Below are 15,607 nucleotides of genomic sequence, written 5' to 3' on the forward strand. Positions count from 1 at the left end.
ATTGGAAGTTTTTATATGAAGAATATTATGGGTTATTCAATGTGTTCCATAAATTCAAATATTCATCTTCTTTATTTCGCATTTCTGATGCTTCTTGTTCAGTTTTGTCCTTATACCCACAAAGATGTAATACACCATGCACTAAAACTCTGCGAAATTCCTCATCGTAAGATTTGGATAGAGTAGAGGCGTTGTCCGAAATGCGCGACAAAGATACAAAAATATCACCGTTTATCGTAGACCCCTTTACATAGTCGAAAGTAATGATGTCCGTATAATAATCGTGCTGAAGATAGTCTTGGTTTATTTTCAATAAGTAGCCATCATCACAAAGAATATAGTTGATATCACCTACTTTTTTGTGTTCGTTTACTATGACTTGCTTTAGCCAATGTTCTATGGCTTGGTCTATGGGTGTGGGTTCGATAGATTCAAAGAAAAATTGTATCATTTTTTTAATTATAAAATTCTAAAACCAGTGTCCTAAGACTACATTGAACATTCCTTTATTAGGGTTTAATGCCTTACTATAATTGAGTCTAATCTGTCCAAATGGTGATTTATAACCCACAGTAATCCCTAAGGAACTATGGTTGATTTGAAGTATTTGGTTCATATTAATTTCTTCAAAAATGTTGGCTAAATCAGCATTAGCAATGATAAAATAGTTTTTATCAAATTTAAATTGTAAATTTTGTCTAGCGATTAGTACATTAGAACTACTTAAACTTCCGAAGTAATATCCATTTAGTCCTATAAAATTATTAACCTTTTGTTCGAATATTCCACCAGGTCTGTAAAGGTAATAGGCAGGCAATTGCTGGTCATTAAGGGTAAAGCCCCCAAATAGATTCAGTTGGTAGGTTAAGAATTTAGCAATTGGGAAATTAAACCTTAAGTCCCCTTTTACTTGGATTGGTTTTTTATCAATATCTTCGTTGAATAAGTCTATTATTTTACCTTCGGCGTCCATATAGATACCTCGTGTAGGGAAATTTTTATCGTCTTGGGTATCACTTTTTATAAAGACATAAGGGTTGATAAAATTCGAAGTTGGTAGACCACTATGTTGTACTTTATAGAGATCTAAGCTTAAACCACCACCAATGGCATAGCGGTCTTTCCATACAGATTGAAGATAAAGTTCGTTTCTAAACCAGTTCCATGTTTCTTGTAAAGTACCATTGCTATTTTTTAAATATAGGCTCATCCCAGAGGCATAAACGCCAATCCCTGGAATATAACCATTGTCCATAAAATAATTGAAATAATACCTCGGTCTATCGCCCACCACCCCATCAAATGAGATAGTAGAGTTTTTTAATAATAACCTTTTGATAGTCGCATTTACCAATAATCCAGTCTTAAAGATATCATCGTAGTGCAGCCCAAATTTTAGAAAATATCGGTTTTTATCCTCGTTGACGCTTAACTTTAGGATGTTTTTACCAGTTTTATCTTGTTCTATATCGTAATTGATTAAATTGTAATTATCCGTAGCGTAGAGCTTATCTACCATCTTATTGATGTTATTAAAAGTCTGTAAAGATGGGATTCTAAGGTTCATTTTACCTTGGATATAATCCTTATCAAAAACCTCGTTATTAACCAATACTAGACTATCAATTTTATAGACGCTAGAATAAATAGAACTGATAGGGGAAAAGTTGGTTGTTTTTCTATTTTTAGGAAGCTGAGAAAGAATTTGGGTGTATTTTTGTGCTTCGTCATATCCAGCTTTTAGGATTGCCACTTTATCACCATAGCTGGCAGCGTTATAACCTTCGAGGTTAGGTTTGATGTTGATATCGGTGTATTGGTATTGTTTTTTAGTGCCTTCTTGTATCCCAAAATCTATCACTTGGTTTAGGATGCTGATGGCACTTTTTAAATCTTCTCTATCACTTAAACCTTGATTCAAATCAACACCGACTACGATATCCATACCTTTGTCTTTTAAAGGTTTGGATGGGTAGTTCATCGTCATTGCCCCATCAATATAGATGCTATCCCCAATCTTTACGGGATCCATAAGGGAAGGATAGGCGGAACTTGCCATAATGGCTTTGATGAGGTCGCCTTTTTCAAAAATTTTCATTTTTCCAGTTTCTAGATTGGTGGTAACGCACAGAAACGGAATCGGAAGTTTAGAAAAATCTTCTCTGTTGCCTACATTTTTAAATAGTTCTTTGAGTAGATAAATATTCTTTTGTCCCGTAGAAATAGCTTTTGGCAACACATTGAATTTACCATTTACAAATGGGACTGTAAGCAGGTATTTGTCGGTCGTTTTATTAAAAAAAGAAGTTTCTTTTCTGTTTTTTTCATTGGCAATGACCTCATAGAAATCTGTATCAAGGATAATTTTTTCAATATCTTTACCCGAATATCCAGAAGCATACAGCCCACCCACAATGGCACCCATACTGGTTCCAGAGATATAGTCTACCTTTATACCTAGAGAATCCAATACTTTTAGGACACCCACATGGGCAAAACCTTTGGCACCACCACCAGCTAGAGATAGCCCTATTTTAGCATCTTTTGGCATTTTTAAATCTTCTTTTACTTGTGATTTGAATACCATAAATGCAAATAATATCAATAGAATAATAGACCGTTTCACAAGATAAACATTGAGGGTTAAATAATTATAAAATATCTAAGCAAATATAAAATATTAATATGAATAAAAAATCATAATCTACGGATTTATACAACACAAGGTTAAAATTTATAAAAAGCTTTAACCTTGCTGCTCAATAGTGTTATATGAATGTTTAATGTATTATGGTGTCAATACTTTACCAAAAGTACTTGATTTTGCATCAATATTATTGTACTCTAAGTGTTCTAAATTGATTTTTGCTAAAGTTGTAGCTTCGGCTTTTACCTTTTCTGTGCTACCACTTAGTTTAATTTTACTTGTTGAAGAGGCATCAATGTTTACTTTTTTAGATTTTATAGTTGCTTCTAGTAATGACGCACTGCTGGCATCAATATCTAAATGCTCTGCATAGAAATTACCTTTAATTATTCCAGCACTATTGAGATCCAGTTTCAAGTTCTTTTGGTAGAACTCATCTTTTACTAAGATACTTGCTGCACTCATTACCGTAAGCGATTCAAAGTTTTGGACATATACCACCACTTTAGTATTGACATTTTCAAATTTACCAGAGTGGGTATAGCCAACGCTAAGCGTACCATGGTTACTAACATCAATATATTCTAATGCATTAGAAGTAATTTCTACTCTATCCTCATCCCCTTTTTGGATGATGTATTCCATGGCTAAAGATGCTGTGATACTGTTGATTTTACCTACTCTAAAAGTTTTAGTTTCCATAGGACTATTTGCTTCTATTTCCTCTTTTCCAGAAGATTTTACGATGGTAGAGTGTTTCAATTTTTTATGTAAATCGGCTGTATTTATGGTACAAGATGCTAAAACTAAGCCAGCAATGCACGAGAAAAATAAAGGTTTCATAGGGTATAATTTAATAGGTTCTACTATCAAGACGCTAAAACTTCAAAAAGGTTGCCTAGAAAAGTTAAAAAATTATTTGGTAACCACACTTCCTCCAGAACTCGTACTGCGGTTAATAGAATTGTATTGAAGTTGGCTTAGGTTAATCGTTCCTGAACTAGATGCCGAGGCTTCCACTTTATCCGCTTTTCCAGAAAGTTTAAAATCCCCCAAAGAGCTGGCTTGGGCATAAACCTTGTTGATACTGATTTTAGGGTCTGATTTTAATTTTACCAAACCTGATGAAGAAACTTGGGCTCTAATGGTTCTCGCCATCACATCTGCAATAAAATCACCATTACTAGAAGCATGTACATTTAATTGGTCTGTGATGATATCCCCAGTAATTTTCCCCGAGCTAGATACCTTTGCCTCTGTGGTTTCTGAACGACCCGATAAGGCTAATGAAGCCGACGACGAGGCGTGGATATCCAATTGTTTGATGAGTTGGCTTTGGTCTGCTGTTAAATTGATGCTGCCTGAACTAGAGCTATGAGCGGTTAAATATTTAGTTTTGATATGGGCTTTAAGGCTTCCCGAACTCGAAGATTTAGCATTGATTTTTTCCGCGTCAAAAAAACCATTAATAGAGCCTGAACTACTTGAAGATAGAGACAGTTCCGAAAGTTTAAACGGATCTTCTACCTTAATGCTTCCCGAACTCGAGGCACTCAACGCCTCAAATGATGGGGTGTAGACGGTGATATTGGTTTTTACATTGGTAAGAGAACTGCCTTTAGCATAATGGATGCGAAGGGCTTTGGATTCATTGGTGACTTCTATTTTGTCTAATGCGTTGGAGCTAATCACTACTTTATGATCTTGGGAACGGACAATTTTCATATTCATACCCGTATTGCAAGCTATATCGGTGAAAGTACCTACGGTATAAGTTTCTTCTTCCATAGGTCTACCACTCATATCTTCGCTCACGGTGGAAGAGATGACATTTTCAATAGTTTCTGGAAGTGTTGTCACATTTAAAGAACAAGAACTAAGCACCAAACAAGAGGCGATAAGGTTTAAGAATTTCATATTTATTTTTTTATTCGTTAATAATTTAGTTGTTAAAAATACATAGTTTTTAGTTAGCACGTTTTTTTTCTTCTTCATTTCCTACGGTTCTACTTTGGAGGATTACCTTCTTATTACCTAATTGATAGTTGAAAGAAAGTCTGAACTTTTGGGTATCATAGTATTGCGAGTAAGATTGTAAAACGCCTCTTATCGTATCTTTATAAGTAATTTGAGCGGTTCTAAAGATATCGCTAAATACCAAACCTATGGTAAGTTGTTTTTGAAGGGCTAGATACTTAAACCCAATATCTAAAGATGAATTAGAAGCCGTAATGCCTATATTTTTAAATGGGAAATCGTAGTAATAGTTCAGCGTGGCTAGTAGGGTTTTATCTTTATTTAATGTAAAACTATTTTGAGTTTCTGAGCCACCGCCCCATCCTGTATACTTGGATTTTTGGTAATCTTTTATATAAGGTTTTGTTTCATTGTAGATACAATAAATGGACAATTGCATTTGCCACCATGGGAATGGCTTATAATTAGCCGATACATTTCCGCCTAAATAAAAAGTATTCGCATAATTTTCGTGTCTCATTATGGTAGAGTTTTCATTGGTATTATGCTTAGTAATTTGGCTGATTTGATCAGAAATATAATTGTAGTAGAGCTCTGTTGTAATAAGATCTTTGTAACTATACCCTAGTGATATATTATCTATAAAGGTGGGTTGTAAAAAAGGATTTCCAGTAACATAGGATTTTGAATTTTCGTACCATCTGGAAGGATTTAGTTGCGAATAAGAAGGGCGAATGATACGCTTGTTATAATTGATATTAAAACTATGGTTTGTATTGGGTTTATAGAGAAGATAAAAGGTAGGAAACAATTTAAGGTATTTCCTAGAATGCACTTGCTGTGTAGATATCGAATTGCCTTTGGTTTGAGTATTTTCCAAGCGAAGCCCTGCTTTCATTTCCCATTGTGCTCCCAACGATGGTGTAGTACTGAGATACAGTGCTTGGTTATTTTCTAGATACTCAAACTGGTCGGACTGATTTTTAATTAGTTTTTGAGTTGTTGCATCATTAAACTGTACATCTACTAGGTTTTTAGTTTTTGTGCGACTGGCTTTTGCCCCAAAGGCTAATTTAGCCCAAGAGAATGCCCATTCTACATCTGTTTTTAGAGAGTAGTTGGTAATGTTTTGCAATGAGTTGTTATCCGCCACTTGTACTTGATGACTATTGGTATCAAAGTCGTTGAGAATAGATTCAAAATTATTTTGTTCATCTTTATTCATTTGGAAAAAGTCGCCGTCTATACTTAGTTTTCCACCGTTATCATTTAATTTGGTATTGTAGTTGAGGTTAAAAGCATAATTATATGGCGTTCCTTTAGAAAGCCCTTCGTTTTTATAATGTTTTAATAGGCTATCATCGGTATAAGCTAAAGCTTTATTATCGGCATATTCATCGGAACGGCGGTCTGTAAATGAGCCTAAAAACTGTATCCCTATTGTGCTGTTCTCGGTTAAATCATAGTTTAGATTAAATAGACTACCCCAAGTTTTTCTATCATTTCGGTTGAATAATTTATTCTGCCATAAATGATTGGGGTAATGGTAAAATATATCATTGGTATAGAGTCCTTTACCATAACGATAATTAATATCTGTAAGGATAGAAAGCTTATTTTTCTTATAGTTAAAACCAATGCCATGCGTCATTTGAGCATAAGTGGCTTGTTGGTAAGCGGTTCGGATAGAAGTATTCCAAAAATCATGTTTTTTAGATTTTAATTGGATATTGATAAGCCCACTATTGCCTTCGGCTTCGTATTTGGCAGGTGGAGTGGTAATAACTTCTATGGCTTTTATTTGCTCTGAAGGGATTGATTTTAGATAATTCTGAAGGTCTTCCCCTGTCATTTGTACCATTTTGTCATTGACCATAATGCGAACACTATTTTTGCCAACCAATTGAATCTGCTCGCCACTAACTTTAACACTAGGAGTTGCTTTCAGTGCATCCAAAGCATCGCCACCTATTGCAGCTACGGCTTGTTCTACATTAAACACCAGTCGGTCGACTTTACGCTCTACAATTTTCTTTTTGACTTTTAATTCTACGGCTTCTATCTGCTTATTCACCACTTTATCGAGGCTGTCACTTTTTGTATTTTGTGCACTTATAAGCCCACCGAAAAATAAAGCAGTTGAATAAAATAATAGTTTCATAGTTTTGTTTTTTATTAATGACGCAAACAATCTAAAAAGGTTGCCTCAGGATTTCAATTTTTTTTTAGAAATGCTTCAAATTTAAAGAATCATCACTATACGATGCACTAGCCGTTCGGATAGTTTTTTACCTAAAAAGTCACCGCTCCCGCAGGGTTGTTATTCAATTTTTTCTCAGTGTGTAGTTTTTTTCCTAATGAAAAATCATAACTCACTCCGAAAACAAACATATTTTTATTGTTAAAAATTTGGGTATTACCTGTATAATTGACCAAACTTCGCTCAACGGTTTTAATTTTGTATTCCGCTGGCATTCCTATAAAATACATACCCGTAGAAAATCGCCAATTATCCAACTGATAGCTAATTAATAGATCGTTATCATTTTCATTGGTCGAAAGAAAAGGTCCGTTGAGGTTATAATTGGGGATATTAAAACTGTATTGGATACCGAAGTTTTTATACTTGGAACCAATTACAAATCGGCTATTAAGGGTATTATTTTTTAAGGTTGTCCCATCGCTTAATTTTATAGTTTGAGTGTAAGGTGCAAAAACGGTTTTTATAGAAAGTATTTCGTTACCAAAAGGCTTTATACTACCTACAAAATAGCCACCATATTGCTGATAATATTGGCTATTAACATCTTTAAGGTTGTAATAATTGTGTGTCGCATCATACTCATAAAAACTGCTCATATAATCTCGTGTATAATCATAGTAGAGATATACTCTGACATCAAAATATTTATTGTTAAAAGAATAACTCAATTCATTACTAAAACTTTTAGAAGGTTTTAAATAAGGGTTTCCACTGGCTACAATATTGGGTACATTTTGTACGGTATTAGGACTTAGTTCACTGGGGCTTGGGTTTCGTACAGAATATTTAGCATTATACCTTAGGCTATGTTGGTTATTGATGTGATAAGATAAAACTAATTTAGGATTCGGCGACCAAGAACGATGTGTAGTGGTTGCCGTTTTGTTTTGAATATGGGTAAGCCCCATTCCTAAGCGATACCCTAATTTATTCCATTTTCCCGAATATTCCGTATAGAAATATTGCTGTAAATAATTTACATTGAACTGAGAATGTCCAAACAAGTTGGTTAAATCATTAGAAACAGCAGTATTTTCAATACGATAGCCCGAATTGAGTTTTCCTTTTTCAAAAGTATGGATATGCGCCACTTCCCCAACAATCCCCGTTTGTTTGGCTGTGAGGTTCATATCATCTTTAAAGACATCCAACCCGTTATCAGCGTTCCACTCGTGGTTATTTCGGTGCGTTTTGGTGGTAAAATGATTTCCTATCAGGTTGAGAATCAATTCATCTTTACTTCCAATATTTTTAGAGTAATACAAATCTAATGTTGGGTCGGTATATTGAGAGTTTCTATTTTGTTTTGATAAGTGATTTTCAGCAACATTATCGACTTTAAAAATACTTTTGCCCTCGCCATTGGAAAAACTGGTGAAAGGCATAATACTGAATTTGGTCTGAAAAGTATAATTATCGGGTACCGTGCGCGTATAGCGAAGCGTAATATCTTGGTCTGTATAGCCAAAATGGTCTTGGTTGACTTCGGAAATATCGTAGTGATTACCATTGAGTTGATAGACATAGCTCTTTTGGCTTTGTCGGTTGTCGTAATTTCTATAATTAAGTCTATATTCCAATCCAAAATTATTATTTCCTTTAGTATAATTGGCATAGGCAGCACCATTGACAAAACCAGTCGTTACAGCAGTCGTCGCCTCAGCACCATAAGAATAGCCTACTTCTGGGTTTCGAGTAATGATGTTCACCACGGTATCTGCACGATTAGCCCAGCGGGCTGGAGGAATATCGTAATATTCCACACGCACCACATAGTTTGGGGCAATCCCTTTGATTTGATTGTCACTTGCTTCCACACCATTGATGAGAAAAAGGATTTTTCCACCTTTGATACTTTTAATGGTATTGCTGATAGGGTCGAGTTGTAATTCGGGTAGGGAAACCAATAAATCTTTGGCATAACGAGCCTTGTCCTTTGCCTCTTTATCGAAAGTATAAGCGGCATGGTCGGTATATTGTTTTTTGCGTTGGGCTTTTAAAATGACCGCTGCAATCTCTTGGGTATTCACGGAATCTTGTTTTTGCTCTTGCTGTGCTACCATCCATCCAGATAAGATGAATGTGGCTGTAATGGTTAGTTTTTTCATGATAGTTTTATTTTATAATAAAGACGAGAAAATGCTAAAAAGGTTGCCTCGTTTATTAATACTAATTAATTAGTTATACAAACATATGACTAATATTTTAATCATGCAACTATTTGGTTAGTTATTTTTAAATAAAAAAATTCCCGTATCATAGAATAACGACTAAACTAATGTATTTGTGCTCATACGAAGCACTAGCTAAACTGATGGTCTTAGGGCTATTTATTATGTTTGATTTTAGAAATTTTAAAATTGCACTTTTGAATGTGCAAAGAATAAACTTTTTTGCACATCTAGATGTGCAGAAGTTGGAATGGTTTTTATTTAGTTCATTCGATTTTAAAAACTAAAAATTTCCACTATCTTTGCCTTATGTCATTACAAGGATTACAACAATTTTTACCTAGCGAGGCATTGCCTTATATAGAACGCTGGTTACAAGGACAATTTATCCATATTAAAATCACGAGAGCACGGCAATCCAAACTAGGGGACTACCGAAAGTTGCCCAATGGAGGCCATCAAATCACGGTAAATGGTAACTTGGAACCTGCTCTGTTTTTCTTTGTCTTGACACACGAAATCGCCCATTTATTAGCTTTCAAGAATTATCGTAACATACTTCCGCATGGTAAAGAATGGAAACAAACCTTCCGCAACCTATTATTAGAAAGTTTAGAAGTCTATAAAACCGATTTACAACCAATCATTAAACATTTTGCTAAAAATCCTAAAGCCAGTTTTAATGCAGATCCCCAATTGGTAAAATATTTTAGAACCTCCGATGGTACAAAACAGACCATAGATACTTTAGCCATCGGCAGTCGTTTTGATTATCGTGGATTACAGTATAAGATTTCTGAGAAAAGAAAAAAGCGTTATCTTTGTATTCAAACATCCACGGGGAAACCTTACCTTTTTAGCCCTTGTGCTGAGGTAGAGCCTATTTTATCTTAAAAAATAATGGACTTTAATTCCATAGACGTTTGTGGATGATGTCAATTTTAATATAAACCGATAATGGATACTAAAAATAACTACTGCGTAATTATGGCAGGGGGGATTGGAAGCCGATTTTGGCCGCTGAGTACCCAAGATTTTCCAAAGCAGTTTCAAGATATACTCGGGGTGGGCAGAACCATGATTCAGCAGACTTACGACCGTATAGTGCAGATTATTCCTAAAGAAAATATTTTTGTTATTACCAATAAGGAATATATAGACCTTACTGCAGAACAATTGCCAGATTTATCTACCCAAAATATCATTGGTGAACCGATGATGAAAAATACGGCAGCGTGTAATATTTTTATGGCGAATATCATTGCAGAAATTAACCCCAATGCCCGAATCATTGTCACTCCTGCCGATCATTTGATACTAAAAGAATCCCGATTTTTAGATAAAGTAACCCAAGCCTTTGAGGTGGTGGCAGAGCAGGATTATTTAATGACTTTAGGGATTACCCCTACGCGTCCCGATACGGGCTATGGCTATATCCAGTTTATAGAAGATAACGCCGCTGATATTCTAAAAGTAAAAACCTTTACCGAAAAACCTAATTTAGAACTGGCAAAAACCTTTCTAGAAACAGGCGATTTCCTTTGGAATGCAGGGATTTTTATATGGTCGGTACAGAGTATTCAAAAAGCGTTTGCAAAGTATCTTCCAGATATGAAACAACTCTTTGACGAGTGCGACTATCAGGCTAAAGAATCCGAACCCAATTGTATAGAAAAAATTTACCCTAAAGTGGAAAAAATATCTATTGATAATGGGATTTTGGAAAAAGCAGAGAATGTCTATGTGATTCCTGCGGATTTAGGTTGGAGTGATTTAGGCACTTGGAATTCGGTGTACGACAATGCCGAGCAAGACGACAATGCCAATGCCATAAAATCTAAAAATATCCTAACTTATCGTACTTATGGTAGCATTATAAGGACGCAAGACCCTAAGAAAACCGTAGTGGTAGATGGATTAGAGGATTATATTGTGATAGATACAGATAAGGCATTATTGATTTGTCCCCGAGCGCACGACCAGTATATAAAAGACTATGTACTAGACTTAAAGACTAAGCGATAATTTCTAAATCAATTGATTGGTTATAGCATAACTAAGGGCTTCGGCTAGGGATTTGACTTTCATTTTTTGATAGAGTTTCTGTCGGTGGTATTTTATTGTAGACTCTTGTAGGCATAGATGATTAGCAATGGCTTTAGAATCGTAGCCTTGTGCGGAAAGTACGATGATGTCTTTTTCCCTATCCGTTAAACTTATTTTTTCGGCTTTACTCCATTTTTCAGTCTTATCATTAAACTCCCAAAAGTAGGGTTTGTTGTTTTGCATGATTTTAATATTTCCAGCAGAAGCGTTATGGGATAGCGAAAATAGGCATAAGGCTTTCCATATTTTACCCTCTTGGGTTAAGGCAATGGGAGTATAGTGGTGATTGACTAAAACCGTTTTTCCGTTGGGCTGGGTGATATGAAAATCATAGGTAATGGACATTTCGGTACGCTCTTCAATAGAAAGTTGAGCATAGAATTCACCGCCAATTTTATTGATATAAAGTAGTAATTCTAAATCTTCTTTTGGGGTATGTTTCAAATAAAAATCGTAGCCCATTTACATAAACTCTTCGGCGGTATAGCCACATAAAAACAGTCGGTTTTCCGAAGCAAATTCAAATGTTCTCTTATAATAATCTATAAGGTAGAGACACTGGTAAGTGGTACTGGAAATTCCTTTTAGCACCTTTAAATCATCAAAATGAAGCTGGTCTAAACTAGGGTCTTCGTTGATGCGATTGATGGAATCGAAAAAAATATCTTGCGTCATAGGGACGGCTATGAGATTAGGATTATTTGTTTTGGTTAAGTTTTATTTCTATATCGGCGTGGATGTCTTTTATGCTATTGTAATAAGCACCGCAGATTCTAGACGAAAAGGTATAGCGCCCCTTATCTACTTTGATAAAATTATTTTTTCCAGAGGGAATATCTAGGAGATAAGACTTTTTTCCTTTGATGGTAACTTGAATGGGACAACTAGAAAGGTTATGAATAAAAATATAGGCAAAAGGACTATGCTGCTGTTCATTACTAAATAAATGATTGAGCAAATCTACCGTTTTTTGAGTTTTATCATCTACCTTAGGTGTAGATTGAGCCGATGTTTTAGATCTGGTGTTACTGCGGGAAGTTGTAGATGTAGAAGACTGTCCTTGGTTGAGCAGGTAGTATAATTTAACTTTAAATTTTGGTGTATCGGGATGGTTGGGATTATGTTTTATAAAATTAGCAACCACTTTAATATCCGTAGTGTTTTCCACATCTTGGGCGGTGTACTGCGATTGGGCATAGCCCCAAGAGATGGCGAATATCAAAAACAAAATCATAAGTCTTTTCATAAAATCAATTTATATAAGTAACGCTAAAAGTCTATTTTTAGTTTGTATTAAAATTATTATCTTTGCACGGGGAAAATATAACCCTTTTTTAAACAAAACAAGAGTTAAATTAAAAATTAAAATTATGTATAAACCAGTTGCCGCAGATGTTGCAAAACTAAGAAACATTACAGGTGCAGGAATGATGGACTGCAAAAAAGCTTTAGTAGAAGCAGAAGGAGACTTTGATAAAGCCATAGAAAACCTTAGAAAAAAAGGACAAAAAGTAGCTGCTAACAGAGCAGATAGAGAGTCTGCAGAAGGGGCAGTTATCGCAAAAGTAAACGAAGATAACACACTAGGGGCTATTATCGCACTAAACTGCGAAACAGACTTCGTAGCTAAAAACGATGCGTTTGTAGAATTGGCTCACGAACTAGCAGAGCAAGCATTAAATTATGCTAGCAAAGAAGAATTTTTAGCGTCTGATTTCCACGGTATGTCTGTAAGCGAAAAACTAATTGAGCAAACTGGTGTGATTGGTGAAAAAATTGAAATCGGTGCGTTTGAAACCATTCAAGGACCATATTTAGGAGCTTATATCCATGTGGGGAACAAAATTGCTGCGATTACCGCCTTATCTAAAAAATTTGATAAAGCAGCTGAATTAGCAAAAGATATCTCTATGCAGGTAGCGTCTATGGGAGCAGATACCTTATCTTACAAAGATTTCGACCCTGCTTTTGTAGCAAGCGAAACAGAAGCAAGAATTGCTGCCATTGAAAAAGACAACGAAGAGTTAGCGCGTCTTGGTAAGCCACTTAAAAATGTACCTAAGTACATCTCTTACGCTCAGTTGACTGACGAAGTTCTAAAACAAGCGGAAGAAGATGCTAAAGCGGAGCTTAAAAAAGAAGGTAAGCCAGAGCAAATTTGGGATAAAATTATTCCTGGTAAAATCCAAAGATTCATCAGTGATAACACAACTCTAGACCAAGAGAAAGCATTATTAGACCAAAACTTCATCAAAGATGATAGCAAAAAAGTAGCAGAATATGTGAAAACTTTTGGAGATGATGTAGAAATTGTAGGCTTTAGAAGAGTAAGTCTATAAGCACTCGACCAATAAATAGTAAATCGTCTGGCTAAAATTTTAGTCAGACGATTTTTTTATGCGGTTCGTTACTTGTGAGTTAAGACAAAATGCTTTATTTTTGCAAAGAAAGTGCTATGCCTATACACGACAAAATTATTGAAAACGCCATCACTTTTGATGATGTGCTTTTAGTTCCAGCCTTTTCTGAGGTATTACCCAATCAAGTATCTTTAAAATCTCGTCTTACCGACCGTATTACACTCAATGTTCCGATTGTATCTGCGGCGATGGATACCGTTACAGAATCCGATATGGCGATTGCCCTTGCAAGAGTCGGCGGATTAGGATTTATCCATAAAAATATGACGATTGAAGAACAAGCCGCTCAGGTTAATAAGGTGAAGCGTTCCGAAAATGGAATGATTGCCGACCCTGTAACGCTTTCTAAAGATTATACTTTAAGAGAAGCCAAAGCCTTAATGTCAAAATATAAAATTTCAGGGCTTCCTGTGGTCGCAGAAGATGGGAAACTTATTGGAATCATCACCAATAGAGATGTAAAATACCAAGAAAACTTGGACATGAAGGTGGAGGATTTAATGACGAAAGACAACCTGGTGACTTCCGACCAAAATACCACACTAGAAACAGCAAAAAATATCCTTTTAGAAAACCGTATAGAGAAGTTACCTATTGTGGATGATGATTTCAAATTGGCAGGTCTTATTACTATTAAAGATATTGACAATCAATTGGAATACCCTAATGCGAATAAAGATAGCAAAGGTCGCCTTATTGTAGGGGCAGGTGTAGGTGTAGGAGCAGATACTATGGAACGCGTGTCGGCATTGGTAGAGGCAGGGGTAGATATTATAGCGATAGATTCGGCACACGGACATTCTCAGGGGGTTTTAGATAAGATTAAGGAAATAAGAGCTGCATTTCCAGATTTAGATATCGTGGGCGGTAATATTGTAACGGCAGATGCCGCTAAAGACCTTATTGCTGCGGGTGCTAATGTATTAAAAGTAGGGGTAGGTCCAGGGTCTATATGTACTACGCGTGTGGTAGCAGGTGTAGGTGTGCCTCAGCTCTCTGCCATTTATAATGTCTATGAATACGCTAAGGAACAGAATATTGCAGTAATTGCTGATGGTGGTATTAAACTGTCTGGCGATATTGTAAAAGCCATTGCCAGTGGTGCTAATGCCGTGATGCTAGGCTCTCTATTTGCGGGTACAGACGAAGCCCCAGGTGAGGAAATTATCTTCCAAGGTAGAAAGTTTAAAGTTTATCAAGGCATGGGTAGTCTTTCTGCAATGAAGCGTGGTGGTAAAGAACGCTATTTCCAAAGTGAAGCTAAGAAGTTTGTTCCAGAAGGCATTGAAGGGCGCGTACCATACAAAGGCAAACTAGAAGATGTGGTATTTCAGTTAACAGGAGGACTAAGAGCAGGAATGGGCTATTGTGGGGCTAAAGGTATTAAGACCCTACAAACCGATTCTAAAATGGTAAAAATTACAGGTAGTGGGTTAAAAGAATCCCACCCTCATGATGTAATTATTACTCAGGAAGCACCGAATTATTCTGTATAAAGATATATTAAAAAGCCATTTCTATATAGAGGTGGCTTTTTTAAATATTACTGCTGACTAGACTAATAACACCCTAATAATTCTTTGATATCTTATCGAATACACATAAGTATTTAAATGTCAATGTTTTAAAATGTGTGTTGAAGGGTTATTCATTACAATATCAATTACTAACAATTATTTTAAATAAAAAATAGTGCTAATTTTGAAAAAAGAATTATATTTACTGTCAAGTTTCACAAGGTTATAGATGAAGTTGGTCAAAATTGTTTTGTAAAGATATAATTTTTTGTTCAAATATTTTAGGATTTATTCTAAAAATTTCAGGTTTTAATTCGAACCACTTTTCGATGGCTTGTATCGGAGTTTTAACCTTAAGTTCCTTCCTAAGTGAACCGTGTCTTCTGTAGAGGTTGTAGTAGGAGAAGAATTGAGCAAAATCTTGATATAATTCAGATACATTTAGATATTGATTTTTAAGAATCGTATGGTTTTTAATAGTTCCGTTCACTCTTTCTACCATTCCA

At 35.5% G+C, this 15,607-nt stretch carries 14 protein-coding genes; 4 read left to right on the plus strand and 10 right to left on the minus strand.

Features of this window, described 5'->3' with window-relative positions; all coding sequences use genetic code 11:
- Positions 1–25: 25 nt before the first annotated feature.
- The 6 genes from ybeY to C237_RS0104080 form a co-directional block, all read right to left on the minus strand.
- Positions 26–451: an rRNA maturation RNase YbeY gene (gene ybeY, locus C237_RS0104055; RefSeq protein WP_018675217.1), complete on the minus strand. Its 426-nt coding sequence runs from the start codon at positions 449–451 to the stop codon at positions 26–28.
- An 18-nt stretch (positions 452–469) separates the two neighbouring features.
- On the minus strand, positions 470–2,587 hold the full coding sequence (locus C237_RS0104060) for a patatin-like phospholipase family protein (protein ID WP_018675218.1): 2,118 nt from the start codon (positions 2,585–2,587) through the stop codon (positions 470–472).
- Positions 2,588–2,788: 201 nt separating this feature from the next.
- On the minus strand, positions 2,789–3,490 hold the full coding sequence (locus C237_RS0104065; protein ID WP_018675219.1) for a GIN domain-containing protein: 702 nt from the start codon (positions 3,488–3,490) through the stop codon (positions 2,789–2,791).
- Between the two features lie 72 nt (positions 3,491–3,562).
- Complete coding sequence (locus C237_RS0104070; RefSeq protein WP_169584726.1) at positions 3,563–4,564, minus strand: GIN domain-containing protein; 1,002 nt, start codon at positions 4,562–4,564, stop codon at positions 3,563–3,565.
- A gap of 49 nt (positions 4,565–4,613) precedes the next feature.
- Entirely contained in the window at positions 4,614–6,785 is a 2,172-nt protein-coding gene (locus tag C237_RS0104075; protein ID WP_018675221.1) for a TonB-dependent receptor domain-containing protein, read from the minus strand.
- A gap of 131 nt (positions 6,786–6,916) precedes the next feature.
- Positions 6,917–8,995: an outer membrane beta-barrel protein gene (locus tag C237_RS0104080; protein ID WP_018675222.1), complete on the minus strand. Its 2,079-nt coding sequence runs from the start codon at positions 8,993–8,995 to the stop codon at positions 6,917–6,919.
- Between the two features lie 372 nt (positions 8,996–9,367).
- On the opposite strand from C237_RS0104080, the gene C237_RS0104090 reads away from it, so the two are divergent.
- Both C237_RS0104090 and C237_RS0104095 read left to right on the plus strand, forming a co-directional pair.
- The gene (locus C237_RS0104090; protein ID WP_018675224.1) at positions 9,368–9,952 is read left to right on the plus strand and encodes a SprT-like domain-containing protein; all 585 of its coding nucleotides are present in this window, start codon (positions 9,368–9,370) and stop codon (positions 9,950–9,952) included.
- Positions 9,953–10,015: 63 nt separating this feature from the next.
- The gene (locus tag C237_RS0104095) at positions 10,016–11,083 is read left to right on the plus strand and encodes a mannose-1-phosphate guanylyltransferase (RefSeq protein WP_018675225.1); all 1,068 of its coding nucleotides are present in this window, start codon (positions 10,016–10,018) and stop codon (positions 11,081–11,083) included.
- Positions 11,084–11,086: 3 nt separating this feature from the next.
- Here C237_RS0104095 and C237_RS13615 read toward each other — a convergent pair whose 3' ends face one another.
- The 3 genes from C237_RS13615 to C237_RS0104105 are packed head-to-tail and all read right to left on the minus strand — an operon-like array spanning position 11,087 to position 12,410.
- Positions 11,087–11,626, minus strand: coding sequence for a response regulator transcription factor (locus tag C237_RS13615; protein WP_018675226.1), 540 nt, complete (start codon positions 11,624–11,626; stop codon positions 11,087–11,089).
- Complete coding sequence (locus C237_RS13895; RefSeq protein ID WP_018675227.1) at positions 11,627–11,839, minus strand: hypothetical protein; 213 nt, start codon at positions 11,837–11,839, stop codon at positions 11,627–11,629.
- Positions 11,840–11,861: 22 nt separating this feature from the next.
- Positions 11,862–12,410 (minus strand): DUF6759 domain-containing protein, encoded by a 549-nt coding sequence (locus C237_RS0104105; protein ID WP_018675228.1) that lies wholly within the window; start codon positions 12,408–12,410, stop codon positions 11,862–11,864.
- Between the two features lie 124 nt (positions 12,411–12,534).
- Here C237_RS0104105 and tsf point away from each other — a divergent pair, with 124 nt between their 5' ends.
- Both tsf and guaB read left to right on the plus strand, forming a co-directional pair.
- Positions 12,535–13,503 carry a translation elongation factor Ts gene (gene tsf, locus C237_RS0104110; RefSeq protein ID WP_018675229.1) on the plus strand — a complete coding sequence of 323 codons (969 nt, stop codon included), beginning with the start codon at positions 12,535–12,537 and terminating at the stop codon, positions 13,501–13,503.
- Between the two features lie 116 nt (positions 13,504–13,619).
- Positions 13,620–15,080 (plus strand): IMP dehydrogenase, encoded by a 1,461-nt coding sequence (guaB, locus tag C237_RS0104115; protein WP_026315481.1) that lies wholly within the window; start codon positions 13,620–13,622, stop codon positions 15,078–15,080.
- 244 nt (positions 15,081–15,324) lie between these two features.
- Here guaB and C237_RS0104120 read toward each other — a convergent pair.
- On the minus strand, positions 15,325–15,607 hold a 283-nt coding region (locus C237_RS0104120; protein WP_018675231.1), incomplete at its 5' end, for an integrase core domain-containing protein.

It is taken from the genome of Riemerella columbina DSM 16469 (assembly GCF_000374405.1).
GTDB classification, from domain to species: Bacteria; Bacteroidota; Bacteroidia; order Flavobacteriales; family Weeksellaceae; genus Riemerella; species Riemerella columbina.

What these genes read in the sequence shown, in the direction of transcription:
- C237_RS0104105 (WP_018675228.1), bottom strand. Translation starts at nt 12,410, where the DNA reads ATGAAAAGACTTATGATTTTGTTTTTGATATTCGCCATCTCTTGGGGC.
- C237_RS0104095 (WP_018675225.1), top strand. Translation starts at nt 10,016, where the DNA reads ATGGATACTAAAAATAACTACTGCGTAATTATGGCAGGGGGGATTGGA.
- C237_RS0104060 (WP_018675218.1), bottom strand. Translation starts at nt 2,587, where the DNA reads ATGGTATTCAAATCACAAGTAAAAGAAGATTTAAAAATGCCAAAAGAT.
- C237_RS0104090 (WP_018675224.1), top strand. Translation starts at nt 9,368, where the DNA reads ATGTCATTACAAGGATTACAACAATTTTTACCTAGCGAGGCATTGCCT.
- C237_RS0104080 (WP_018675222.1), bottom strand. Translation starts at nt 8,995, where the DNA reads ATGAAAAAACTAACCATTACAGCCACATTCATCTTATCTGGATGGATG.
- tsf (WP_018675229.1), top strand. Translation starts at nt 12,535, where the DNA reads ATGTATAAACCAGTTGCCGCAGATGTTGCAAAACTAAGAAACATTACA.
- guaB (WP_026315481.1), top strand. Translation starts at nt 13,620, where the DNA reads ATGCCTATACACGACAAAATTATTGAAAACGCCATCACTTTTGATGAT.
- C237_RS0104075 (WP_018675221.1), bottom strand. Translation starts at nt 6,785, where the DNA reads ATGAAACTATTATTTTATTCAACTGCTTTATTTTTCGGTGGGCTTATA.
- C237_RS13895 (WP_018675227.1), bottom strand. Translation starts at nt 11,839, where the DNA reads ATGACGCAAGATATTTTTTTCGATTCCATCAATCGCATCAACGAAGAC.
- C237_RS0104070 (WP_169584726.1), bottom strand. Translation starts at nt 4,564, where the DNA reads ATGAAATTCTTAAACCTTATCGCCTCTTGTTTGGTGCTTAGTTCTTGT.
- C237_RS13615 (WP_018675226.1), bottom strand. Translation starts at nt 11,626, where the DNA reads ATGGGCTACGATTTTTATTTGAAACATACCCCAAAAGAAGATTTAGAA.
- C237_RS0104065 (WP_018675219.1), bottom strand. Translation starts at nt 3,490, where the DNA reads ATGAAACCTTTATTTTTCTCGTGCATTGCTGGCTTAGTTTTAGCATCT.
- ybeY (WP_018675217.1), bottom strand. Translation starts at nt 451, where the DNA reads ATGATACAATTTTTCTTTGAATCTATCGAACCCACACCCATAGACCAA.